24 protein-coding genes and 1 pseudogene are annotated in these 23,866 nt (G+C 60.3%); 19 read left to right on the forward strand and 6 right to left on the reverse strand.

The window, feature by feature from the left end; translation table 11 throughout:
- Positions 1-32: 32 nt before the first annotated feature.
- A pseudogene (locus NJC40_RS12460) lies at positions 33-223 on the reverse strand (transposase); the annotation flags it as partial.
- Between NJC40_RS12460 and NJC40_RS12465 the strand changes: the two are divergent.
- From NJC40_RS12465 to NJC40_RS12475, 3 genes are read left to right on the forward strand one after another with little or no spacing between them, the layout of a single operon-like run.
- Entirely contained in the window at positions 192-1,328 is a 1,137-nt protein-coding gene (locus tag NJC40_RS12465; protein WP_290447560.1) for an RNA-guided endonuclease InsQ/TnpB family protein, read from the forward strand. The pseudogene NJC40_RS12460 and the gene NJC40_RS12465 overlap by 32 nt on opposite strands.
- Before the next feature lie 56 nt (positions 1,329-1,384).
- On the forward strand, positions 1,385-1,639 hold the full coding sequence (locus NJC40_RS12470) for an FAD assembly factor SdhE (protein ID WP_045488395.1): 255 nt from the start codon (positions 1,385-1,387) through the stop codon (positions 1,637-1,639).
- Complete coding sequence (locus NJC40_RS12475) at positions 1,623-2,072, forward strand: protein YgfX (protein ID WP_253139102.1); 450 nt, start codon at positions 1,623-1,625, stop codon at positions 2,070-2,072. The genes NJC40_RS12470 and NJC40_RS12475 overlap by 17 nt, the downstream gene beginning before the upstream one ends.
- A gap of 14 nt (positions 2,073-2,086) precedes the next feature.
- Here the strand turns inward: NJC40_RS12475 and nadB are convergent, their stop codons facing one another.
- The gene (gene nadB, locus NJC40_RS12480; RefSeq protein WP_045488399.1) at positions 2,087-3,703 is read right to left on the reverse strand and encodes an L-aspartate oxidase; all 1,617 of its coding nucleotides are present in this window, start codon (positions 3,701-3,703) and stop codon (positions 2,087-2,089) included.
- Between the two features lie 477 nt (positions 3,704-4,180).
- Here nadB and rpoE point away from each other — a divergent pair, with 477 nt between their 5' ends.
- The 11 genes from rpoE (at position 4,181) to pdxJ (ending at position 14,513) form a co-directional block, all read left to right on the forward strand.
- A complete protein-coding gene (rpoE, locus tag NJC40_RS12485; RefSeq protein WP_045488402.1) occupies positions 4,181-4,762 on the forward strand; it encodes an RNA polymerase sigma factor RpoE/AlgU in 582 nt (193 codons plus the stop codon).
- 32 nt (positions 4,763-4,794) lie between these two features.
- Positions 4,795-5,379, forward strand: coding sequence for an RseA family anti-sigma factor (locus NJC40_RS12490; protein WP_045488405.1), 585 nt, complete (start codon positions 4,795-4,797; stop codon positions 5,377-5,379).
- Between the two features lie 17 nt (positions 5,380-5,396).
- Positions 5,397-6,362 carry a MucB/RseB C-terminal domain-containing protein gene (locus NJC40_RS12495; RefSeq protein ID WP_253113370.1) on the forward strand — a complete coding sequence of 322 codons (966 nt, stop codon included), beginning with the start codon at positions 5,397-5,399 and terminating at the stop codon, positions 6,360-6,362.
- A gap of 307 nt (positions 6,363-6,669) precedes the next feature.
- Positions 6,670-8,100, forward strand: a complete 1,431-nt coding sequence (locus NJC40_RS12500; protein WP_253139101.1) for a DegQ family serine endoprotease — start codon at positions 6,670-6,672, stop codon at positions 8,098-8,100.
- Between the two features lie 172 nt (positions 8,101-8,272).
- Complete coding sequence (lepA, locus tag NJC40_RS12505; protein WP_045488415.1) at positions 8,273-10,069, forward strand: translation elongation factor 4; 1,797 nt, start codon at positions 8,273-8,275, stop codon at positions 10,067-10,069.
- Positions 10,070-10,079: 10 nt separating this feature from the next.
- A complete protein-coding gene (gene lepB / locus NJC40_RS12510) occupies positions 10,080-10,937 on the forward strand; it encodes a signal peptidase I (protein ID WP_045488418.1) in 858 nt (285 codons plus the stop codon).
- An 80-nt stretch (positions 10,938-11,017) separates the two neighbouring features.
- Positions 11,018-11,395 (forward strand): DUF4845 domain-containing protein, encoded by a 378-nt coding sequence (locus NJC40_RS12515; RefSeq protein ID WP_253113384.1) that lies wholly within the window; start codon positions 11,018-11,020, stop codon positions 11,393-11,395.
- On the forward strand, positions 11,392-12,081 hold the full coding sequence (gene rnc / locus NJC40_RS12520) for a ribonuclease III (protein ID WP_045488424.1): 690 nt from the start codon (positions 11,392-11,394) through the stop codon (positions 12,079-12,081). Before NJC40_RS12515 ends, rnc begins: the two co-directional genes overlap by 4 nt.
- On the forward strand, positions 12,074-12,976 hold the full coding sequence (gene era / locus NJC40_RS12525; RefSeq protein WP_045488427.1) for a GTPase Era: 903 nt from the start codon (positions 12,074-12,076) through the stop codon (positions 12,974-12,976). Before rnc ends, era begins: the two co-directional genes overlap by 8 nt.
- 59 nt (positions 12,977-13,035) lie before the next feature.
- Entirely contained in the window at positions 13,036-13,719 is a 684-nt protein-coding gene (recO, locus tag NJC40_RS12530) for a DNA repair protein RecO (protein ID WP_045488430.1), read from the forward strand.
- A 50-nt stretch (positions 13,720-13,769) separates the two neighbouring features.
- Complete coding sequence (gene pdxJ / locus NJC40_RS12535; protein ID WP_253139098.1) at positions 13,770-14,513, forward strand: pyridoxine 5'-phosphate synthase; 744 nt, start codon at positions 13,770-13,772, stop codon at positions 14,511-14,513.
- Positions 14,514-14,620: 107 nt separating this feature from the next.
- On the opposite strand, the gene mltF is transcribed toward pdxJ, so the two are convergent.
- On the reverse strand, positions 14,621-16,084 hold the full coding sequence (gene mltF / locus NJC40_RS12540) for a membrane-bound lytic murein transglycosylase MltF (protein WP_052483407.1): 1,464 nt from the start codon (positions 16,082-16,084) through the stop codon (positions 14,621-14,623).
- Between the two features lie 194 nt (positions 16,085-16,278).
- On the opposite strand from mltF, the gene purL reads away from it, so the two are divergent.
- Positions 16,279-20,175, forward strand: coding sequence for a phosphoribosylformylglycinamidine synthase (gene purL / locus NJC40_RS12545; RefSeq protein WP_253139094.1), 3,897 nt, complete (start codon positions 16,279-16,281; stop codon positions 20,173-20,175).
- A 4-nt stretch (positions 20,176-20,179) separates the two neighbouring features.
- Entirely contained in the window at positions 20,180-20,491 is a 312-nt protein-coding gene (locus NJC40_RS12550) for a YqfO family protein (RefSeq protein ID WP_045488440.1), read from the forward strand.
- Positions 20,492-20,611: 120 nt separating this feature from the next.
- Here the strand turns inward: NJC40_RS12550 and NJC40_RS12555 are convergent, their stop codons facing one another.
- Both NJC40_RS12555 and NJC40_RS12560 read right to left on the reverse strand, forming a co-directional pair.
- On the reverse strand, positions 20,612-21,175 hold the full coding sequence (locus NJC40_RS12555) for a L,D-transpeptidase family protein (RefSeq protein ID WP_045488443.1): 564 nt from the start codon (positions 21,173-21,175) through the stop codon (positions 20,612-20,614).
- A gap of 44 nt (positions 21,176-21,219) precedes the next feature.
- The gene (locus tag NJC40_RS12560; RefSeq protein WP_253139091.1) at positions 21,220-21,765 is read right to left on the reverse strand and encodes an NUDIX hydrolase; all 546 of its coding nucleotides are present in this window, start codon (positions 21,763-21,765) and stop codon (positions 21,220-21,222) included.
- Positions 21,766-21,925: 160 nt separating this feature from the next.
- On the opposite strand from NJC40_RS12560, the gene NJC40_RS12565 reads away from it, so the two are divergent.
- From NJC40_RS12565 to NJC40_RS12575, 3 genes are read left to right on the forward strand one after another with little or no spacing between them, the layout of a single operon-like run.
- A complete protein-coding gene (locus NJC40_RS12565; RefSeq protein ID WP_045488449.1) occupies positions 21,926-22,522 on the forward strand; it encodes a CoA pyrophosphatase in 597 nt (198 codons plus the stop codon).
- Positions 22,523-22,555: 33 nt separating this feature from the next.
- Positions 22,556-23,089, forward strand: a complete 534-nt coding sequence (locus NJC40_RS12570; RefSeq protein WP_253139088.1) for a gamma carbonic anhydrase family protein — start codon at positions 22,556-22,558, stop codon at positions 23,087-23,089.
- Positions 23,079-23,285, forward strand: a complete 207-nt coding sequence (locus NJC40_RS12575; protein WP_045488454.1) for a DUF1289 domain-containing protein — start codon at positions 23,079-23,081, stop codon at positions 23,283-23,285. Before NJC40_RS12570 ends, NJC40_RS12575 begins: the two co-directional genes overlap by 11 nt.
- A gap of 34 nt (positions 23,286-23,319) precedes the next feature.
- Here the strand turns inward: NJC40_RS12575 and NJC40_RS12580 are convergent, their stop codons facing one another.
- Positions 23,320-23,718 (reverse strand): GFA family protein, encoded by a 399-nt coding sequence (locus NJC40_RS12580; RefSeq protein WP_253139085.1) that lies wholly within the window; start codon positions 23,716-23,718, stop codon positions 23,320-23,322.
- Positions 23,719-23,866: the final 148 nt, after the last annotated feature.

The following is a 23,866-nucleotide window of genomic DNA, read 5'->3' on the forward strand; positions in this document are numbered from 1 at the left end:
AGGTCGAGAGCGCGGACGCCGCAGGCGTCTTGGTTGGGAGTCTGCTGTTTTTCGATGTATTGGCGCAGGATTTCAATCGGCGCGCCGCCGCAGCTGGAGGCGAAGTAGGATGGCGACCAGAGGACACCCTTCGCTTGAGCCAGGGGTGGAAATCCCCGAACTGCTTACGCAGCAGTCTGGATGATACCCTCTTGAGTGAAGCCACCCGATTCGACAACGCCACCCATAGCTTGAAAGACCAAACCATAATTCATGCCATGACCCACACCAGGACCCTCAAGCTCCGAATCAAAGACAAGCACGCGAAAACGCTGCTTGCGATGGCGCGCGAGGTCAATCTGGTGTGGAACTACTGCAATGAAACGAGTCATCGCGCCATCCGGGAACGCCACCAGTGGCTCTCCGGTTTTGACCTGCAAAAGCTGACCAATGGATTAAGCAAATGCGACGGCGTGCAGATCGGCTCGCCCACCGTGCAGCAGGTTTGCGAGGACTACGCCAAGGCCCGTAAGCAGTTCAAGCGTTCCAGGCTCAATTGGCGGGTGTCCAGCAGGAGCAGTCCCAAATACAGCCTGGGTTGGATTCCCTTCAAGGCGCGAGCCTTGCAATACAGGGACGGCCAGATTCAGTTCGCCGGGTTCAGGTTTGGCCTGTGGGACAGCTACGGTTTAAGCCAGTACGCCCTGCGGGCCGGAAGCTTCAGTGAAGATTCCAGGGGGCGCTGGTATCTCAATATCTGCGTGCAGGTTCAGAGCAAGCCGTGCATCGGCACTGCCGCAGTTGGCATCGACCTGGGCCTTAAAGCGGCGGCGACAACGTCTGAGGGCCAAGTGCTGATAGGACGCCAATATCGCACCCTGGAGCAGAAGCTGGGCATCGCTCAGCGTGCTGGCAAGAGGGCACGTGTTCGCGCCCTCCATGCCAGGATCAGGAACCGGCGCAAGGATGCGCAACACAAGTTCTCAACCGCCCTGGTTGAGCGCTGCGCCGCCATTTTCGTTGGCGATGTAGCCAGCGCAAAACTCGTAAAGACTCAAATGGCCAAATCCACGCTTGATGCAGGATGGGGCCAACTCAAGACAATGCTGGAGCAGAAATGCCAACGGGCAGGCGTTGTTTTTGAGGTTGTAGCCGAGCGCTATACCACCCAGACCTGCTCGTGCTGTGGAAGCATTTCCACCAGCAGTCCGAAAGGTAGAGCCGGTTTGCGAATAAGAGAATGGACTTGCGTGTGCTGCGGTACAGCCCACGACCGCGATGTAAACGCGGCCCGGAACATTCTCGCGGCGGGGCATCGCCGTCTAGCTGTAGGAATCCCCGCTCTTTAGGGCGGGGAGGATGTCAAAAACCTGTATACTCGCCGCCGGATTTCGAGGAGCGTTTCATGGTCGACGATGTAGAGCTCAATCGCCTGTTCTGGCACAGCCGTCGTGGCATGCTGGAGCTGGACGTACTGCTGGTCCCGTTTGTCCGGGAGGTTTACGCGAGCCTGAACGAGGTCGACCGCGCCTTGTATCGTCGGCTGCTTGAATGCGAAGACCAGGACATGTTCGTCTGGTTCATGCAGCGTGGCGAATCTGACGATGCCGAGTTGCAGCGCATGGTGCGTATGATCCTGGATCGTGTCCAGCCGAAGTAAAGCTTTCGAATGCCGTTGGCAGGCTTCCAGGAGTCTGCTGACGGCTTACCTTGTGGCCCAGACGCTGGCCTGCCTGGCTGTCTGGCTGCTTGATGTTCCCGTTCTGTTGACCCTGCTCGGCTGGCTGGTCTGTGCCGGGCATGCGGCCTGGGTCTTGCCCAGAGCCATTCTGCTCAGCCATGCCCGGGCCTTTCGGGGTGTGCGCCATGCCCACGATGGCTGGCAGGTCTGGAGCCAGGCACGCGGCTGGCAGCCCGTGCAGATCGCTGCCGACAGCCTGGCTTTGCCGCTGATCATTGTCTTGCGCTTTCGTCCGCGAGCAGGGCAGGGTGGTGGCTGGTTGACCCGCTCTGTATGTATTCCCCGTGATGCGCTGGCGCCGGATACCCACCGACGCCTGCGCGTGCTACTCAAGTTTGCCCGTTACGCTTGAGAGGTGTCCTTGAGTCAGGCGTTGTAGTTGGCAGGGACCAATACGGTATCAAGGGCTTCAGGCAGCAGTTGCGGATAATCCAGTGTGTAATGCAAGCCTCTGGACTCCTTGCGCTCCATCGCGCAGCGGATCATCAGTTCGGCCACCTGGGCGAGGTTGCGCAGTTCGATCAGGTCGCGGCTGACTTTATAGTTGCTGTAAAACTCGTCAATCTCATCGAGCAGCAAACGTACCCGGTGCTCGGCGCGTTGCAGGCGCTTGTTGGTGCGCACAATACCCACGTAGTCCCACATGAAACGCCGCAGCTCATCCCAGTTGTGCGCGATGATCACATCTTCGTCCGAGTCGGTTACCTGGCTGGCATCCCAGCCCGGCAATTGGGCAGGCATATCGATCTGGTCGAGTTGCCCCACGATATCCGCCGCTGCCGAACGGGCGTAGACGAAGCACTCCAGCAGCGAGTTGCTGGCCATGCGGTTGGCGCCGTGCAGGCCGGTACAGCTGGTCTCGCCGATGGCGTACAGGCCGGGGACGTCAGTGCGACCATGGCTGTCAACCACCACGCCACCACAGGTGTAGTGCGCCGCCGGCACCACCGGGATCGGCTCGCGGGTGATGTCGATGGAAAATTTCAGGCAGCGCTCATAAACCGTCGGAAAGTGCGATTTGATGAACTCGGCCGGCTTGTGGCTGATGTCCAGATAAACGCAGTCGACGCCCAGGCGTTTCATCTCATGGTCGATGGCCCGGGCCACGATGTCGCGAGGCGCCAGTTCGGCTCGCTGGTCGAAACGCGGCATGAAACGTTCGCCATTGGGCAGCTTGAGCACCGCACCTTCACCGCGCAACGCTTCGGTGACCAGAAAGCTCTTGGCCTGCGGGTGATACAGGCACGTGGGGTGGAACTGGTTGAATTCCAGGTTGGCCACCCGGCAGCCGGAGCGCCAGGCCATCGCAATCCCGTCGCCTGAAGCGCTATCCGGGTTGCTGGTATAAAGGTAGACCTTGGCCGCGCCGCCCGAGGCGAGAATGGTGAAGCGCGCTGCATGGGTGTCGACTTCGCCGCTGTTGCGGTTGAGCACGTAAGCGCCCAGGCAGCGTTGGCCTGGCAGGCCCAGGCGCGGCTCGGTGATCAGGTCGACGGCCACGCGCTGTTCGAGCAGCTCGATGTTGGGGCGTTGCCGGGACTGTTCCAGCAGAGTCCTGAAAATCGCGGCTCCCGTGGCATCGGCGGCGTGGATGATGCGCCGATGGCTGTGGCCGCCCTCACGGGTCAGATGAAACTCGAACCCTTGAGGCCGTTCGTCGCCTTCCCCGCCACGGGTAAATGGCACGCCCTGTTCGATCAGCCACTCGATGGCTTCGCGGCTATGCTCGACGGTAAAGCGCACGGCGTCTTCGTTGCACAGTCCGCCACCGGCGTTGAGCGTGTCTTCGACGTGCGACTGCACGGTGTCGGTATCATCGAGCACCGCAGCCACACCGCCCTGGGCCCAGAATGTCGAGCCGTCGGACAGGTCGCCCTTGCTCAGGACGGCAATGCGCAAATGCTCGGGTAAGGTCAGGGCCAGGCTCAATCCTGCCGCGCCGCTGCCAATGATCAGGACATCATGCTGAAAATGTTGGCTCATGTATGAATTCCGCGTAGAGCGGCCACTAGTATAAGTAAGGTGGGATCGGCACAATACCCGCGCTTTCATGGCATTGTGAGACCAGAGGCGGGTCCGGATTGTGCGCCAGACTCCGGGTGCGTGCATACCGTTTTTCAGTGTGGTCGTTGTCGATTGCCTGAGTGTCACTGCATGCAGGCGCTCACGCCTGCGGTTATTGGTGCAACGGGAACTTTTCAATGAGCCACGTGCTCAATAGCAGGATGCCTGTAAAGGGACAGCGTCGGCCATGCGCGAGCAGTATCCGCGGCTGATTCGACGTAAAGATTATTTGGCGCAGCCGGCTTCGTTCGTGCTGCGTTTTTCGTGCGGGACAGCTCAGTGTCCGCAGGAAACTTTGCCTGAGGGGGGAGAACTTTTGTCAAAAGCCCGAGTCTATGTTTGCAAGCCTGAACGATGGCAGTTGCAACACTCCTTCAGGCTCAATGAGGAGTGTTCATGCTAACCCAGGAAGAGGATCAGCAGCTGGTAGAGCGCGTTCAGCGCGGCGACCGGCGAGCATTTGATCTGTTGGTGCTGAAGTACCAGCACAAGATTCTCGGGTTGATCGTGCGTTTCGTGCACGACACCCATGAAGCTCAAGACGTTGCGCAAGAAGCCTTTATCAAGGCCTACCGCGCGCTCGGCAATTTTCGCGGCGACAGCGCCTTCTACACGTGGCTGTACCGCATCGCCATCAACACGGCGAAAAACTATCTGGTGTCCCGCGGTAGGCGGCCACCGGACAGCGATGTGAAATCTGAAGACGCGGAGTTCTACGATGGCGATCACGGCCTCAAGGACATCGAGTCGCCGGAGCGTGCATTGTTGAGGGATGAGATCGAGGGCACCGTGCATCGAACCATCCAGTTACTCCCGGAAGATTTGCGTACGGCTCTAACTTTGCGCGAATTCGACGGTCTTAGTTATGAGGACATTGCGAGCGTCATGCAATGCCCGGTGGGTACCGTGCGTTCTCGGATTTTCCGCGCTCGGGAAGCCATCGATAAAGCCCTGCAGCCGTTGTTGCAGGAATCCTGAGACAGCGGCGCTAGCCAAGAGAGGAACCCGCCATGAGTCGTGAAGCCCTGCAGGAATCGCTGTCCGCGGTAATGGATAACGAAGCGGACGAACTGGAATTACGTCGGGTATTGAATGCCATTGACGATGCTGAGACTCGCGCCACCTGGTCGCGTTATCAGGTAGCACGTGCAGCGATGCACAAGGAGCTCCTGATGCCTCACCTGGACATCTCGGCGGCTGTGTCGGCAGCGATCGCCGATGAGGCCTCGCCACTCAAGCCCGGTCGCGGTCCATGGCGCACGCTCGGTCGCCTGGCTGTCGCCGCATCGGTGACCGTGGCGGTGCTGGCTGGCGTACGTCTGTATAACCAGGATGAGATTACCGGTGCACAACTGGCCCAACAGAACCAGCAGCCAGTAAACCTGTCTGTCGCTCAGCCGCAAGGCCCGGCAGTGCTGGCTGGCTACACCACTGAGCAGGCCGGTCCTGCTGCCAATGGTGCGGTCGAAGGTCAGGCAGGTGCTGATGATCAGCGTGTGCCGGGTTACCTGCGCCAGCACGCACAACAGGCCGCACTGAAAGAAACTGAAAGTGCACTGCCTTATGCCCGCGCAGCGAGTCTGGAAAACCGCTAATACCGCTAAGGAAACCTATGCGAGCCACTCCTCTACTATTACCTTTGTTGTTCAGTGGATGGCTAGCCGTTCCAGCGTATGCTGACAATGCGCAAGATCTGCTCAAGCGTCTTGCGCAAGCCGAGCAGCAGCAAAGCTTTCAAGGGGCCTTCGTCTACGAGCGTAACGGTAGCTTCTCTACCCATCGCATCTGGCACAGGGTCCTTGATGGCAAAGTCCGTGAGCGTCTGCTCCAGCTTGATGGTTCTGCCCAGGAAATCGTGCGTGTCGATGGTCTGACGCAATGCGTCAGCGGCACGCTCGTAGAGGGGCTGGCCAATCTTCCGGACCCTTCGGGCCGGGTTCTCGATGCGCGTAAATTATCTGCCTGGTACGACATGAAAGTCGCTGGAAGCTCTCGGGTTGCCGGGCGGCCTGCCACGATTCTGGTCATGTCGCCCAAGGATCAGCACCGTTACGGTATCGAGCTGCATCTGGATAACCAAACCGGCATGGCCCTCAAATCGCTGTTGCTCAGTGAGCGGGGCGTGTTGCTGGAGCGCTTCCAGTTTGTCGAATACGACGCTGCCAAGCCGATTGAAGACAAGGTCTTGCAGGCCAGCGGGGACTGTCAGCCTCTGCAGGTGGCAAAGAGCAAGCCGGTTGAAAAGCCCGTGGTCTCCAATGCCTGGCACACAGACTGGCTGCCGTCGGGCTTCGAGCTGACCAATCAGTCGGTTCGCGAAGAGCAGGGCAGTCATACGCGGGTCATCAGTCAGCTATACGGCGACGGTCTGGCGCGTTTCTCGGTATTTGTCGAGCCGGTTGACGGTACCCGGTCTTCTGACATTCGTACCCAGTTCGGTCCCACGGCGGTAGTGTCACGTCGTCTGGGCGTCGGGCAGAACGAGGCGATGGTCACTGTGGTCGGCGAGATTCCCGTCGGCACTGCCGAGCGTATCGCGTTGTCGATGCGTCACTCCGATACGCCTGCCAGCAAATGAATCGAGCGGGCAGCCGTTGCGCAGAATGTAAAAGGTTTCACTTTGCGCCCGGCTGTTCTGCGGCCTACGATTTGCCTGAGCTGGAAATGAATCGCTGAAATGTTTGGTGTGCTTTGCAAGTTGCAATCAAACGCGTTTTTTTCTATAGGTCACAGCTTTGCAGCTCTGGCCTTTGTCGTTTCTGGTGTTGTCAGAAATGAGTCCGGCCGGAATCTGAATCCAGAGCGCGGTGCCTGGGCCTAAGGGCCAGGTTCATGGAACAGTCGCTTTGTATTGCTTAACTTTGCTCGTCAGGAACGGGAGCCGTATGTCGATACTACGCTTGAAATCTTATTTCTCAGTCATGGCTGCTGTGCTGGTGCTGGGTCAGGCTGTTGCTGCTCAGGCCGAGGACCTGCCGGATTTCACAGGGTTGGTCGAGCAAGCTTCGCCAGCGGTGGTGAACATCAGTACCCGCCAGAAAATGCCAGAGCGTGGCATGGCCAGCCAGCAGATGCCGGATCTCGAAGGCCTGCCGCCGATGCTCCGCGAGTTTCTTGAGCGCGGCATGCCGCCGGGGCAGCGTGCGCCGGGGCGTGGCGATCGCCAGCGCGAAGCGCAGTCATTGGGGTCGGGCTTCATCATTTCCAATGACGGTTATGTGCTGACCAACAACCACGTGGTTGATGGTGCCGATGAAATCATTGTCCGCCTGTCTGATCGCAGCGAGCTGAAGGCCAAGCTGGTGGGGACCGACCCGCGCACCGACGTTGCGGTGTTGAAAATCGACGGCAAGGACCTGCCGGTCGCCAAGCTGGGCAGCACCACCAACCTCAAGGTCGGTGAATGGGTGCTGGCCATCGGCTCACCGTTCGGCTTCGATCATTCGGTGACCAAGGGTATTGTCAGTGCCAAGGGGCGTAGCCTGCCGAACGACACTTACGTGCCGTTCATCCAGACTGACGTAGCGATCAATCCGGGTAACTCCGGCGGTCCGCTGTTCAACATGAAAGGCGAAGTGGTCGGTATCAACTCGCAGATCTTCACCCGTTCCGGTGGTTTCATGGGCTTGTCGTTCGCCATCCCGATCGATGTGGCCATGGATGTTGCCAATCAGCTCAAGGCTACCGGCAAGGTCAATCGCGGCTGGTTGGGCGTAGTGATTCAGGAGGTCAACAAAGACCTGGCGGAGTCTTTCGGGCTTGATCGTCCGGCGGGTGCGCTGGTCGCTCAGGTGCTTGAGGACAGCCCGGCCTCCAAGGGCGGGCTGCGGGTGGGGGATGTGATCCTCAGTGCCAACGGCCAGGCTATTGTCATGTCGGCTGACTTGCCACACCTGATCGGTAACCTCAAGGACGGTAGCAAGGCCGAGCTGGAAGTGATCCGCGACGGCAAGCGTCAGAATCTGACCATCACTGTGGGCGCGCTGCCTGACGAAGGTCAGGAAGAGGGTATCCCGGGCACCGGCGCCGAGCGCAGCAGCAATCGCCTGGGTGTGTCGGTGATCGAGCTGACCGCCGAGCAGAAGAAGAGCCTGGAGCTCAAGGGCGGCGTGGTCATCAAAGAAGTGCAGGGCGGCCCTGCCGCGCTGATCGGCCTGCGTGGCGGAGATGTCATCACCCACCTGAATAATCAGGAAGTGGTGTCGGCCAAGCAGTTTACCGAGGTGGCCAAGAGCCTGCCGAAGAACCGTTCGGTGTCCATGCGCGTGTTGCGTCAGGGCCGGGCCAGCTTCATTACCTTCAAGCTAGCGGAGTGATTCACTCAGGCTGAGAAGAAAAGAGGGCGGCGCAAGCCGCCCTTGTCGTGCCTGTAGCCGGCAGACAGGGGAGGGCGTTGCGGCAAACGTGACGCCTGCGCTTCGGTTCAGGTACAATTCCCGGCTATTTTTCGGCGGGCGACCTGCCTGCGACTTTTTTGAGTGTTGATCCGTGAGTGATTTGAGTCATATCCGCAATTTCTCCATCATCGCCCACATTGACCATGGCAAGTCGACGCTGGCCGACCGCTTCATCCAGATGTGCGGCGGTCTGTCCGACCGTGAGATGGAAGCTCAGGTCCTTGACTCCATGGACCTGGAACGTGAGCGCGGTATCACCATCAAGGCGCACAGCGTCACCTTGTACTACAAGGCCAAAGATGGCATCACCTATCAGTTGAACTTCATCGACACGCCAGGCCACGTCGACTTCACCTATGAGGTCAGCCGTTCGCTGGCGGCCTGTGAAGGCGCACTGTTGGTGGTCGATGCCGGGCAGGGTGTTGAAGCCCAGTCGGTAGCCAACTGCTACACAGCCATCGAGCAGGGCCTGGAAGTGATGCCGGTCCTCAACAAGATGGACCTGCCGCAGGCCGACCCGGATCGGGTCAAAGACGAAATCGAAAAAATCATCGGTATCGATGCCACCGACGCGGTGGCCTGCAGTGCCAAGAGCGGCATGGGTGTGGATGAAGTGCTCGAACGCCTGGTCGCGACCATTCCGGCACCCACCGGCGATATCGACGCGCCGCTGCAAGCCCTGATCATCGACTCCTGGTTCGACAGTTACCTCGGCGTTGTGTCGTTGGTGCGCGTGCGTCAGGGCCGGGTCAAGAAGGGCGACAAGATTCTGGTCAAGTCCACCGGCAAGGTGCACCTGGTCGACAGCGTTGGCGTGTTCAACCCCAAGCACACTGCCACCGCTGATCTGAAGGCCGGTGAAGTGGGCTTCATCATTGCCAGTATCAAGGAAATTCTCGGTGCCCCGGTGGGCGATACGCTGACCCTGAGCACGACCCCTGAGGTCGATGTACTGCCAGGTTTCAAACGTATTCAGCCGCAGGTCTATGCCGGCCTGTTCCCGGTCAGCTCCGATGATTTCGAAGATTTTCGCGATGCATTGCAGAAGCTGACCCTCAACGACTCCTCCCTGCAGTACGCGCCGGAAAGCTCCGATGCGTTGGGCTTCGGTTTCCGTTGCGGCTTCCTGGGCATGCTGCACATGGAGATCATCCAGGAGCGTCTGGAGCGCGAGTACGACCTGGACCTGATCACCACCGCGCCAAGCGTGATCTTCGAGCTCAAGCTCAAGACCGGTGAAACCATCTACGTCGACAACCCGTCCAAGCTCCCTGATGTGTCGTCGGTAGAAGATTTCCGTGAGCCGATCGTCCAGGCCACCATTCTTGTGCCGCAAGAGCACCTGGGTAATGTCATTACCCTGTGCATCGAAAAGCGTGGCGTACAGCGCGACATGCAGTTCCTGGGCACCCAGGTACAGGTGCGTTACGACCTGCCGATGAACGAAGTGGTGCTGGATTTCTTCGATCGCCTGAAATCCACCAGCCGTGGCTATGCTTCGCTGGACTATCATTTCGATCGTTACGAATCGGCCAACCTGGTCAAGCTCGATGTCCTGATCAACGGCGACAAGGTCGATGCCCTGGCGTTGATCGTGCACCGTGACAACGCCGCCTACAAAGGCCGGGCGTTGACCGAGAAGATGAAAGAGCTGATCCCGCGGCAAATGTTCGACGTGGCCATCCAGGCTGCCATCGGCGGTCAGGTCATTGCCCGGACCACGGTCAAGGCACTCAGAAAGAACGTATTGGCCAAGTGTTATGGCGGTGACGTCAGTCGTAAGCGCAAGCTGCTCGAGAAGCAGAAGGCCGGTAAGAAACGCATGAAGCAGGTCGGTAACGTGGAAATTCCACAGGAAGCCTTCCTCGCAGTGCTCAGGTTGGAATAGTCAGGGTCCTATGTCGTCACTAAATTTCCCGCTGTTGTTGGTCATCGCTGTATTCGTCTGCGGCGTGCTCGCGCTGCTTGATCTGGTCTTCCTGGCGCCACGGCGCCGGGCGGCCATTTCCAGCTATCAGGGCAGCGTCGGTCAGCCGGACATGGCGGTCGTCGAGCGCTTGAGCAAAGAGCCGCTGCTGGTCGAATACGGCAAGTCGTTCTTTCCGGTGCTGTTCATCGTGCTGGTATTGCGCTCGTTTCTGGTTGAACCCTTCCAGATTCCGTCGGGCTCGATGAAGCCGACCCTCGACGTGGGCGATTTCATTCTGGTCAACAAGTTCTCGTACGGTATCCGCCTGCCGGTGCTCGACAAGAAGGTGATCCCGGTCGGTGATCCGCAGCGTGGCGATGTCATGGTGTTTCGCTACCCGAGTGATCCGAGCGTCAACTACATCAAGCGTGTAGTGGGCTTGCCGGGTGACCAGATTCGCTACACCAGCGACAAACGGTTGTTCGTCAATGGCCAGCCAGTCGCCAGAACCCTGATTGGCAGCGAGCCGGGCACCTTGGGCAGCGCTGAGCTGTACAGCGAGAAACTCGGTGAGGTCGAGCACCAGATCCGTCAGGAAATGAGCCGCTACCGTACGCCGCCTGACACCGAGTGGAGCGTGCCGGCCGGCCACTACTTCATGATGGGCGACAACCGTGACAACTCCAACGACAGCCGTTACTGGGATGATCCCAATATTCCCAAGGACGAGCAGGGCATGGTTCCGGACCGCAATATCGTCGGCAAGGCCTTCGCAGTCTGGATGAGCTGGCCTGAGCCCAAGCTCAGCCATTTCCCTACGTTCTCACGGGTAGGGTTGATCAAGTAATTACTGCGGCGCTGTTCGGACAGCGCCGTATGTCATTTGGGTATGTCTGAAGCATCAGTCAGACGGCCTTGGGGAATAACATGACATTCAACAACAGGCAGCACGGGATGTCGCTGATGGGATTGTTGCTGTTGCTGGGGCTGATCGGCCTGGCAGTGACGATGGCACTCAAGACAATTCCTCACTATCTCGACTACTTTTCCTTGAAGAAGAGCATCCAGCTGGCCGGTCATCAGCAAGCCCTTGGTATCGAAACTGTGGATGACTTCTATAGTTATGTCGGTAAGAACATGCAGGTCAATAACATCCAGGATGTAGATTTGAAAAAGGCGTTAAGCGTGAAAGAGGAAGGCGGCAAGTTCAGCGCCCACCTGAATTATGAGCAGCGTGAACATTTGTTTTTCAACCTCGATCTGGTTATCAAGTTCGACGAGCAATTCAGCGTGGCCAAACCGTGAGTGCACCCCTGAGTCGCCTGGAGCGTCAGCTCGGCTATACATTCAAGGACCAGGACCTGATGATCCTGGCATTGACCCATCGCAGCTATGCGGGTCGCAACAATGAGCGTCTGGAGTTCCTTGGGGACGCCATCCTCAACTTCGTCGCGGGTGAGGCGCTGTTCGAGCGGTTCGTACAGGCGCGTGAAGGCCAGTTGTCACGCCTGCGTGCCCGGCTGGTGAAAGGCGAGACCCTGGCGCTGCTGGCCAGAGGCTTTGCCCTGGGCGAGTACCTGCGGCTGGGTTCGGGTGAATTGAAGAGCGGCGGTTTTCGCCGCGAGTCGATTCTGGCCGATGCCCTGGAAGCGCTGATCGGTGCGATCTATCTGGATTCGGACATGGCGACTGCGCGCGAGCGCGTGCTGGCCTGGCTGACCAATGAGTTCGACAGCCTGACGCTGGTCGACACCAACAAGGACCCGAAAACCCGGCTGCAGGAATTTCTCCAGTCGCGGGCCTGTGATCTGCCGCGCTACGAAGTGGTGGACATCCAGGGTGAGCCGCATTGCCGGACCTTCTTCGTCGAGTGCGAAGTGACCTTGTTGAACGAAAAAAGCCGCGGCCAGGGTGTCAGCCGGCGTATTGCAGAGCAGGTCGCCGCCGCCGCGGCCCTTATCGCCCTGGGCGTGGAGAATGGCAATGACTGAAACAAACGTGACCCGTTGTGGCTATGTCGCCATTGTCGGCCGCCCCAATGTGGGCAAATCGACCCTGCTCAACCACATTCTCGGCCAAAAGCTTGCGATCACTTCGCGCAAGCCGCAGACCACCCGCCACACCATGCTCGGGATCAAGACCGAGGGTGATGTGCAGGCGATCTACGTCGATACCCCCGGCATGCACAAAAACAGCGACAAAGCGCTGAACCGCTACATGAACAAGACCGCCTCGGCGGCGTTGAAAGACGTCGATGTGGTGATCTTCGTGGTGGACCGCACGCGCTGGACTGACGAAGATCAGATGGTCCTGGAGCGTGTGCAATACATCGAAGGGCCAGTGATTCTGGCGGTCAACAAGACCGACCGTCTTGAAGAAAAAGCCGACCTGATCCCGCACCTGTCGTGGTTGCAGGAACAGCTGCCCAACGCTTCGGTGGTGCCGATCTCGGCGCAAAACGGTCACAACCTCGAAGCGCTGGAAGCGGTGATCGCCAAGAACCTGCCCGAGAATGATCACTTCTTCCCGGAAGACCAGATTACCGACCGCAGCAGCCGCTTCCTGGCCGCTGAACTGGTGCGCGAGAAAATCATGCGTCAGCTCGGTGCCGAACTGCCGTACCAGATCACCGTGGAAATCGAAGAGTTCAAGCAGCAGGGCCATACCCTGCATATCCACGCGCTGATTCTGGTCGAGCGTGACGGGCAGAAGAAAATCATCATTGGTGACAAGGGCGAGCGCATCAAGCGCATCGGCAGTGATGCCCGCCGCGACATGGAAGTGATGTTCGATTCCAAGGTCATGCTCAACCTGTGGGTCAAGGTCAAGGGTGGCTGGTCGGACGACGAACGTGCCCTGCGTTCGCTGGGCTACAACGAGCTTTAACAGGCCGTGCTCCGGCCATGCCCAGTCATGGCCGGCAATCTTCTTCTACGAGCTCTCCCATGAGCAATTCCAACGCTCAACCGGCCTATGTATTGCACAGCCGGGCCTACCGCGAAAACAGCGCACTGGTCGACTTCCTGACGCCGCAAGGCCGGTTGCGCGCCGTGCTGCGCAATGCGCGTGGTAAGGCCGGAACCCTGGCGCGGCCGTTTCTGCCGCTCGAAGCCGAGTTTCGCGGCAAGGGTGAACTGAAGAATGTATTGCGTATGGAAGCTGCCGGCGTCGGTAGCTGGATGGTCGGTGAGGCGCTGTTCAGCGGCATGTACCTCAATGAACTGCTGATTCGCCTGCTGCCTGCCGAAGACCCCCATCCGGCGGTCTTCGAGCATTACGCTGCAACCCTGCTGGCGCTGGCCGAGGGCTTGCCGCTGGAGCCGCTGTTGCGTTCGTTTGAATGGCGATTGCTCGACGACCTGGGGTATGGCTTTGCTCTGGACACCGACACCAACGGCGATCCGCTGGAAGCCGGTGGCCTTTATCGGCTGCTGGTCGATGCGGGGCTTGAGCGCGTCTGGTTGCTGCAACCTGGTGTGTTCCAGGGCGCTGAGTTGTTGGCCATGGCGCAAGCCGACTGGAGCGCTCCCGGTACGCTGGCCGCTGCCAAGCGGCTGATGCGTCAGGCGCTGGCGGTGCACTTGGGTGGGCGTCCGCTGGTGAGCCGGGAATTGTTTCGCAAGCCTTGAATAGGCTTTATGCTTTGCGGCCCGCTTCGTCCCATTTTCAGGAGTCCTCCGTGACCCAAAGCTCCCGCATCCTCCTTGGCGTGAACATCGATCACGTGGCCACGCTGCGTCAGGCCCGCGGCACCCGTTACCCAGACCCGGTCAAAGCAGCCCTGGACGCCGAAGAAGCCGGCGCCGATGGCATTACCGTGCACCTGCGCGAAGACCGCCGGCACATCCAGGACCGTGATGTGCTGTTGCTGGCCGAAGTGTTGCAGACCCGCATGAACTTCGAGATGGGTGTCACTGAAGAGATGCTCAGCTTTGCCGAGCGCCTGCGCCCGGCCCACGTATGTCTGGTGCCGGAAACCCGCCAGGAGCTGACCACCGAAGGCGGCCTTGATGTCGCAGGTCAAGAGGCTCGTATTCAGGCAGCGGTAGAGCGTCTGGCCAAGGTGGGCTGTGAAGTGTCGCTGTTCATCGATGCCGACGAGCGGCAAATTGCCGCATCCAGGCGTGTAGGGGCGCCGGCTATCGAGCTGCATACCGGCCGTTATGCCGATGCCCAGACGCCAACGGAGGTGGCCGAAGAGCTGCAGCGCATCGCCGACGGTGTGGCTTTTGGGGTGGGGCAGGGGCTGATCGTCAATGCCGGGCATGGGCTGCATTACCACAACGTCGAAGCTGTGGCGGCGATCAAGGGCATCAATGAACTGAACATTGGTCATGCGCTGGTGGCGCACGCACTGTTGGTCGGCTTCAAGGCCGCCGTGGCCGAGATGAAAGCCCTGATCGTGGCGGCCGCCCGTAACTGAGGTGGCTTTGTAGGGGCCGCTTTAGCGGCGAGCTTTCGCCGCTGGAGCGGCTCCTACAAGGTTTTGTGTCAGGCGGTGGATTATCTTTTTCAGGTAAAAAGTGGCTATCAGGAGCCAGGCTGTTGCTGTTGTGCCGGCGGTGGGGTCTTGTCCACGCCGGGCACGTGCAGGCTGCCCTCGGTGACCTGATTACCTTCCAGTTGTGGTTGGGTCACCCAGGTCAGGATGTCGTAGTAACGCCGGATGTTGGCTACGAAATGCACGGGCTCGCCACCACGGGCGTAGCCGTAGCGAGTCTTGCTGTACCACTTCTTCTGCGACAGGCGCGGCAGCATTTTCTTCACGTCCAGCCAGCGGTTGGGGTTCAGCCCTTCGTTGACCGCCAGCTTGCGCGCATCTTCCAGGTGCCCGCTACCCACGTTATAGGCCGCCAAGGCCAGCCAGGTGCGATCAGGCTCCGGCACTTCGCTCAGTTGCTCTTTGACCAGCGCAAAGTACTTGGCGCCGCCCTGAATGCTCTGCCGGGCATCGAGACGATTGGACACGCCCATGGCCTGGGCGGTGTTCTGGGTCAGCATCATCAGGCCGCGTACGCCGGTCTTGGACGTCACCGTGGGCTGCCACAGCGATTCCTGATAACCAATGGCAGCCAGCAGGCGCCAGTCGACTTCTTCTTTCTTGGCTGAGGTCTTGAAGAACTTTTCGTACTTGGGCAAGCGCTCTTGCAAGTGCTGGGCGAAGGTATAGGCGCCCACATAACCCAGTACGTCAACGTGCCCGTAGTAACGGTCCTTGAGGCGCTGCAGCGTGCCGTTCTTCTCTGACTTGACCAGGTACGCGTTGATTTCGTTAAGCAGGCTGTTGTCTTCGCCCGGACCCACGACCCAGCGCTGCTTGCGGGTCTCGCCCAGGTCGAAGGCAACCCGCACGTTGGAGAAATACACCTGGTTCATTGCCAGTTCGTTGGAGTCGACCAGGGTCAGGTCGATCTGGCCTTCATCGACCATGCGCAGCAGGTCGACCACCTCAACCGCATCGGACTCTTCATAGTCCAGGGCCGGGAACTGTTTCTTGATCTCGGCCAGTTGCTCGGCATGGCTACTGCCCTTGAGCACCATGATGCGCTTGCCCACCAGGTCGGCGGGGTCGGTCGGTCGTGACTGGCCGTTGCGGTACACCACCTGTGGGGTGACTTCCAGATACGGATGCGAGAAGCGCGCCTGCTGTTTGCGGTTCGGCGTCTCGATCAGGCCGGCAGCGGCCAGCACCGGGCCGCCGGGCTTGCTCATCTGGTCGAACAGTTCGTCGAGGCTGTCGGCGGTTTCGATCTGCAGTTTCACCCCCAGATCGTCCGCGAAATGCTTCACCAACTCGTATTCGAAGCCGGTTTCGCCGTTGCGGTCCTGAAAATAAGTGGCCGGGCTGTTGCGGGTAATGACGCGCAGGACGCCATCCTCCTTGACTCGCTCCAGTGTGTTGGGTTTATCCACACAGGCGCCGAGCATCAGGAAGAGTCCGGTTGCGATGAGCCATCTGACGCAACGAGTGCGAAAATCAGGTCGGGAGAACATTGGCGCAGTATACGCAAAGCGCACCCGGCGCCATATATCGACAGCAAAGCTCGTGTCTGATAAGCAAAAGGGCTTTTTGGCAGCCCGTGACATCCGGGCGCATGCCGTGTAGCCGTTTTGGGTGCCAGAAATGTCGCTTTAGGCTAGAATGCGTGGCCTCAAAGTACACCCCCCTTCCCGAGGCTGTCCCGACGATGTTGATCCTGCGTGGTGCTCCTGCCCTTTCTGCTTTCCGCCACAGCAAATTGCTGGAACAACTGAAACAAAAAGTTTCAGCTGTCAGTGGCCTGTACGCCGAATTCGCTCACTTCGCTGCAGTCACCGGCGCCCTGAGCGACCAGGAACAGCAGGTGCTCGACCGTCTCCTGAAGTACGGCCCGAGCGTGCCGGTTCAAGAGCCTGCCGGTCGCCTGTTTCTGGTAGTGCCGCGTTTCGGCACCATTTCGCCGTGGTCCAGCAAGGCCAGCGACATTGCCCGTAACTGCGGCCTGGAGAAGATCCAGCGCATCGAGCGCGGCATTGCCTTTTATGTACAAGGCCAGTTCGCGGAGTCGGACGCCCAGGCGATTGCCAGCGTCCTGCACGACCGCATGACCCAATTGGTGCTCGGCAGCCTTGAACAGGCCGATGGCCTGTTCAGCAAGGCGCAGCCCAAGCCGCTGACCAGCGTCGACGTTCTCGGCGGTGGCCGCGCCGCGCTGGAGCAAGCCAACGTCGAGCTGGGCCTTGCCCTGGCCGAAGACGAAATCGACTACCTGGTGAGCAGCTTCATCGGGCTCAAGCGCAACCCGAACGACATCGAACTGATGATGTTCGCCCAGGCCAACTCCGAGCACTGCCGTCACAAAATCTTCAACGCCAGTTGGGATATCGACGGCCAGAGCCAGGAAAAAAGCCTGTTCGGCATGATCAAGAACACCTATCAGATGCACAGCGAAGGCGTTCTGTCTGCTTATAAAGACAACGCTTCGGTGATCGTCGGCAGCGTGGCCGGCCGCTTCTTCCCGAACCCTGAGACCCGTCAGTACGGCGCGGTGCAGGAGCCGGTGCACATTCTGATGAAGGTCGAGACCCACAACCACCCGACCGCCATCTCGCCATTCTCCGGTGCGTCGACCGGTTCCGGCGGCGAAATCCGCGACGAAGGCGCTACTGGCCGCGGCTCCAAGCCCAAGGCCGGCCTGACCGGTTTTACCGTGTCGAACCTGCACATCCCGGGCTTCGAACAGCCATGGGAAGTCGCTTACGGCAAGCCTGAGCGCATCGTCACTGCACTGGACATCATGATTGACGGCCCGCTCGGTGGCGCGGCGTTCAACAACGAGTTCGGTCGCCCGGCCCTGACCGGCTATTTCCGTACCTTTGAACAAAGCATCCAGACCCCGCACGGCAGCGAAGTGCGCGGTTACCACAAGCCGATCATGCTGGCCGGTGGTCTGGGCAACATCCGTGAAGATCACGTGCAGAAAGGCGAGATCACGGTCGGCGCCAAGCTGATCGTGCTCGGTGGCCCGGCCATGCTTATCGGCCTGGGCGGCGGCGCTGCTTCGTCGGTCGCCACTGGCAGCAGCTCGGCTGATCTGGACTTTGCCTCGGTGCAACGTGAGAACCCGGAAATGGAACGCCGCTGCCAGGAGGTCATCGACCGCTGCTGGCAACTGGGCGACGCCAACCCGATTGCTTTCATCCACGACGTGGGTGCCGGCGGTCTGTCCAACGCTTTCCCTGAGCTGGTCAACGACGGCGGCCGTGGCGGTCGTTTCGAGCTGCGCAACGTGCCTAACGACGAGCCAGGCATGGCGCCGCTGGAAATCTGGAGCAACGAATCCCAGGAGCGTTACGTGCTGGCCGTCAGCGTCGAGAACTTCGAGCGCTTCCAGGCCATCTGTGAGCGTGAGCGCTGCCCGTTCGCGGTCGTCGGTGAGGCGACTGAAGAACAACACCTGACCGTGACCGACAGTCACTTCGGCAACAGCCCGGTGGACATGCCACTGGAGGTGCTGCTGGGCAAGGCGCCACGCATGCACCGTTCGGTGCAGCGTGAGGCCGAGCTGGGCGATGATTTCGACCCGAGCAGCCTGGACCTGGCCGACAGCGTGCAGCGTGTACTGCGCCACCCGGCGGTGGCCAGCAAGAGCTTCCTGATCACCATCGGCGACCGCAGCATCACAGGCCTGGTGGCCCGTGACCAGATGGTCGGTCCATGGCAGGTACCGGTGGCCGACTGCGCCGTGACTGCAACCAGCTTCGACGTCAACACCGGTGAAGCGATGGCGATGGGCGAGCGCACGCCGCTGGCCCTGCTCGATGCCCCGGCCTCTGGCCGCATGGCCATCGGCGAAACCCTGACCAACCTGGCCGCCTCGCGCATCGCCAGGCTGTCCGACATCAAACTGTCGGCCAACTGGATGTCCGCCGCCGGTCACCCGGGTGAAGACGCCCGCTTGTATGACACGGTCAAAGCCGTCGGCATGGAACTGTGCCCTGAGTTGGGCCTGACCATTCCGGTGGGTAAAGACTCCATGTCGATGAAAACCCGCTGGAGCGACGAGGGCGTCGACAAGAGCGTGACCTCGCCGATGTCGCTGATTGTCAGCGGCTTCGCGCCAGTGGTCGACATCCGTCAGACCCTGACCCCGCAACTGCGCATGGACAAGGGCGAAACCGACCTGATCCTGATCGACCTGGGCCGTGGCCAGAACCGCATGGGCGGCTCGATCCTCGCTCAGGTGCATGGCAAGCTGGGCAGCAGCGCGCCAGACGTCGACGACGCCGAAGACCTCAAGGCTTTCTTTGCCGTCATCCAGGGCCTGAATGCGGATAACCATCTGCTGGCTTACCACGACCGTTCCGATGGCGGCCTGCTGACCACTGTGCTGGAGATGGCCTTTGCCGGTCACTGCGGTCTGCACCTGTCGCTCGATGGTCTGGCCGACAACGCCAGCGAAGTGCAGGGCATCCTGTTCAACGAAGAACTGGGCGCCGTCATTCAGGTTCGCCAGGACTCCACGGCGGGCGTACTGGCCCAGTTCAGCGCTGCCGGCCTGTCTGATTGCGTTTCGGTGATCGGCAAGCCGGTCAACAACGACGACGTGTCGATCAGCTACAACGGCGCTGCGATCTTCACCGGCCAGCGCCACGCGCTGCACCGCGAGTGGGCGCAGACCAGCTACCAGATCCAGCGTCTGCGTGATAACCCCGAGTGTGCTGACCAGGAATTCGCTCTGCTGCTCGAAGAAGACAATCCGGGCCTGAACGTCAAGCTCGGCTTCGATGTCAACGACGACATCGCAGCGCCTTACATCAAGACCGGTGTGCGCCCACAGGTTGCCGTGCTGCGTGAGCAGGGCGTCAACGGCCAGGTCGAGATGGCCGCCGCGTTCGACCGCGCCGGCTTCAACGCCATCGACGTGCACATGAGCGATATCCTCGCTGGCCGTGTCGACCTCAACGAGTTCAAGGGCCTGGTGGCCTGCGGTGGCTTCTCGTACGGTGACGTGCTGGGTGCCGGTGAAGGCTGGGCCAAGTCGGCGCTGTTCAACGCCCGTGCCCGTGACGCCTTCCAGGGCTTCTTCGAGCGCAGCGACAGCTTCACCCTGGGGGTGTGCAACGGCTGCCAGATGCTCTCCAATCTGCACGAGCTGATTCCGGGCAGCGAGCTGTGGCCGCACTTTGTGCGTAACCGCTCCGAGCAGTTCGAAGCCCGTGTAGCGCTGGTGCAGATCCAGGAGTCGCCGTCGATCTTCCTGCAGGGCATGGCCGGTTCGCGCATGCCGATCGCCATTGCTCACGGCGAAGGCCATGCGGAGTTCGCCAGCAGCGATGCGCTGCAACAGGCTGATGCGTCCGGCACCGTGGCGCTGCGTTATGTCGACAACCATGGCAAGACCACCGAAGCCTACCCGGCCAACCCGAACGGTTCGCCACGCGGTATCGGCGGCCTGACCACTCGCGACGGTCGCGTGACCATCATGATGCCGCACCCTGAGCGGGTCTTCCGTGCCGTGCAGAACTCCTGGCGTCCTGACGACTGGAACGAAGACGGCGCGCTGATGCGCATGTTCCGCAACGCGCGCGTCTGGGTGAACTGAGCCGGTGTACAAGCTCGCCTTCTTCGTGCCCGCCAGTCATCTGGAGCCGGTAAAGGCGGCAGTCTTCGCCGCTGGCGGCGGGCGCATTGGCGCTTACGACCACTGTGCCTGGCAAACGCTGGGCACAGGCCAGTTCCGCCCGCTGGACGGCAGTCAGCCGTTCATCGGGCAGAGCGGGGTGGTCGAACAGGTTGCTGAATGGAAGGTCGAGCTGGTCGTCGCCGACGAGCTGATAGGTGCGACAGTGGCTGCGCTCAAGCTCAGCCACCCGTATGAAACGCCAGCCTATGAGGTCTGGCGGCTGGAAGACTTCTGACGATTGACCGTCGATCAGCGGTGGGAGCGACCTTGGTCGCGAAGGGGCCGGACCAGACGCAGCCCATGTTGTGCCTGGCAAATGGCTTTCGCGAGCAAGCCCACTCCTACAGGCTACCCTTCAGGGCCTGATCTCGATCAGCGTCCCGTCCTTCACCAGATCCCACACCTCGCGCATGTCGTTGTTCTTCAGCGCAATGCAGCCTTCTGTCCAGTCCAGGGTATGGAAATACCACTCCGGGTATTCTTCATCGATGGGCGTGCCATGAATCATGATCATGCTGCCGGGCTTGACGCCCTCCTTGCGGGCGCGTTCGCTGTCAGCTGCATTGGGGTAGGAAATGTGCATCGACAGGTTGTACTTGTTGCTCGGCTTGCGCCAGTCGAGCCAGTAGAAACCCTCAGGGGTACGTTTGTCGCCTTCCTGCAGCTTGGTGCCCTTGGGGTTCTTGCCCAGCGAAACGCGATAGGTCTTCAACGCTTCGCCGTCACTGATCAACTGCAGTTGCCGGGTTGATTTGATCACCAGCACCTTATCGATGCGTCGCTCTGACAATTTGCCGGTGTTGATCACCTTCTCGCCAACGATCTTCTGTTCGCTGCCCTTGGGCACGATGGTCTGGGTGAAAGCCGCCTGGGAGGCGGATGCGAACGACAGGCACACTACAGCGAACAACCAGCGCATTGACGTTTTCCTGAGGCCGCGCAGCTCGCGGGCCGGGCTTGGGATTATTGGACAGGACGAGAGGGGGGCAGCGCCTGACTATGGACAGGATAGAGCTGTTCGCGCCGGTCTGCGAAGAACCATTCTAGGGTACGCCGGACCGTCATGAAAGCCAGCTCATTCCACGGAATGTCGGCTTCGTCAAACAAGCGCACTTCCAGGCTCTCGACCCCGGCGGCATAGCTCTCGCCGACCAGTTCACCACGGTAGAACACATGCACCTGATTGATGTGCGGTACATCGATCATCGAGTACAGGTAAAGCTGCTGCACACTGGCGCAGGCTTCTTCGACGGTTTCACGGCGCGCGGCCTGCTCGACGGTCTCGCCGTTTTCCATGAACCCGGCCGGTAAGGTCCAGTAGCCCAGGCGCGGCTCGATGGCGCGGCGGCACAGCAGCACCTTGCTGCCCGAAGTCACCAGGCAGCCAGCGACGATGTTGGGGTTCTGATAATGAATGGTCTGGCAATGGTCACACACATAGCGCGCGCGGCTGTCGCCTTCGGGGATGCGCAATGTGACCGGTTTGCCGCAGTGACTGCAGAAATTCATGATGGGTGTTCGATCAGTGAAAGCCGACGCTCATCTTGGCCTTTCGTACAGGCAGTCAGCAAGTTTTCATACACAGTTGCTATGAAGAGAGTCCTGCAAAGGCTTGGGCGCATCGCTGCTTTGGTGCATGATGCCGGGTACAACACGATCGAGATTCCCCATGCTGGATGAGCTACTTCGCCGTGTAGGCAGTCACACGCCAGGTGTCCTGGAGACCGATGAGCGCTTTCCTGAGGCGGCGGTTCTGTTACCAGTGACCCGTAGCGCCGAGCCGGAACTGGTGCTGACCCTGCGTGCCAGTGGCTTGTCGACCCACGGCGGTGAAGTGGCGTTTCCCGGTGGCCGTCGCGACCCGGAAGATCCTGACCTGGTGTTCACCGCCCTGCGTGAAGCCGACGAAGAAATCGGCCTGCCACCAGGGCTGGTGGAGGTGATAGGCCCGCTGACCCCGGTCGTGTCCCGTTACGGCATCAAAGTCACGCCCTATGTGGGCATCATCCCGGATTTTGTCGAATACCAGCCCAATGACGGTGAAATCGCAGCGGTGTTCAGCGTGCCGCTGGAATTCTTCCGCCAGGACGTGCGCGAACACACCCACCGCATCGACTATCAGGGCCGCAGTTGGTACGTACCCAGCTATCGTTATGGCGAGTACAAGATCTGGGGCCTGACCGCGATCATGATCGTCGAGCTGATCAACGTGCTGTACGACGCCAATATCAGCCTGCAACGTCCGCCGCGGCTGTCCGGTTCCTGAACCGCCTATTACAAGAACGCCTGAGGACCTGCCATGAAATACCGCCTGGGATCTGCCCGTGTGCAGACCCACCCTGAAAGCTGGAGCGCGCCCAACGCCACGCTGATCGGCCATGTACGCCTGGAAAAGAACGCCAGCGTCTGGTTCGGCGCGGTGTTGCGCGGTGACAACGAACTGATCCATATCGGTGAAGATAGCAACGTCCAGGACGGCACGGTGATGCACACCGACAAGGGCTGGCCGTTGACCATCGGCAAGGGCGTGACCATCGGCCATAACGCCATGTTGCATGGCTGTTCGGTCGACGATTACAGCCTGATCGGCATCAACGCGGTGATCCTCAACGGCGCGAAGATCGGCAAGCACTGCATCATCGGCGCCAATTCATTGATAGGCGAAGGCAAGGTCATTCCGGACGGCTCGCTGGTCATGGGCTCGCCGGGCAAGGTGGTGCGCGAGCTGACCGATGCGCAGAAGAGCATGCTCGAAGCCAGCGCTGCCCACTATGTGCACAATGCGCAGCGTTACGCCAGTGATCTGGCGCTGCAGGATGAAGATGAATACTGAAGCCCCTGCCGAGAAACCGGTGCGTTCACCCTGCGTGAGCATCTGTGCACTGGATGACAACGACATCTGTACCGGCTGTCAGCGCAGCGTCCAGGAAATCACCGGTTGGAGCCGCATGAGCAACCACCAGCGCCGTGAGGTGCTGGTGCTGTGCCATGAGCGGGCCAAGGCCAGCGGGATACTCTGGACGCTCTGAATTGAGCAACTGACCGTAACCCAGCCGTTTTGTCTCATGGCTGCTGCGCCAGCTCAGTGGTGTGATGCCACTGCGGCCGCGACTCGACCCAGAGGTGTTTCGCCTTGTGAGCCTCCAGGGGCGTATCCAGAGTAGCCACCGCTACACTGACCCAGTCTGCGAACTGCCCGCCGCTGTTGCTCCAGAACAGCGTCGAACCACACTGTGAGCAGAACTGCCGGGCCACTGTTGGCGATGATGCGTAAGTGGCAAGCAGGTGGCCACCCCGGTCAATCAGCAAGGCACTGCGCGCCACGCTGGCATAGCTGGCGAATGCCGCGCCATGGGCTTTCTGGCATTGCGTGCAGTGGCAGTGGCTCAAGGCTTTGAGCGGTGCTGATAGCTGATAGTGGATGGCACCGCACAGGCAGCTGCCTTGGTGGGTCGGTTGCATATTGTAAATTCCCGGTCGATTTGTCGCAGACCAGACGATGTTTCAGCAAGCCCGCAACATCGCTCTGGTCAGTTCCGCCAGTCATGATTTCGCGGCGGGTCCTGGACCCAGCCATGACCCGCTGCAACAGCGTCAGTTGTTCAGGCGA

The organism is Pseudomonas sp. 21LCFQ02 (assembly GCF_024129895.2).
Lineage (GTDB): Bacteria > Pseudomonadota > Gammaproteobacteria > Pseudomonadales > Pseudomonadaceae > Aquipseudomonas.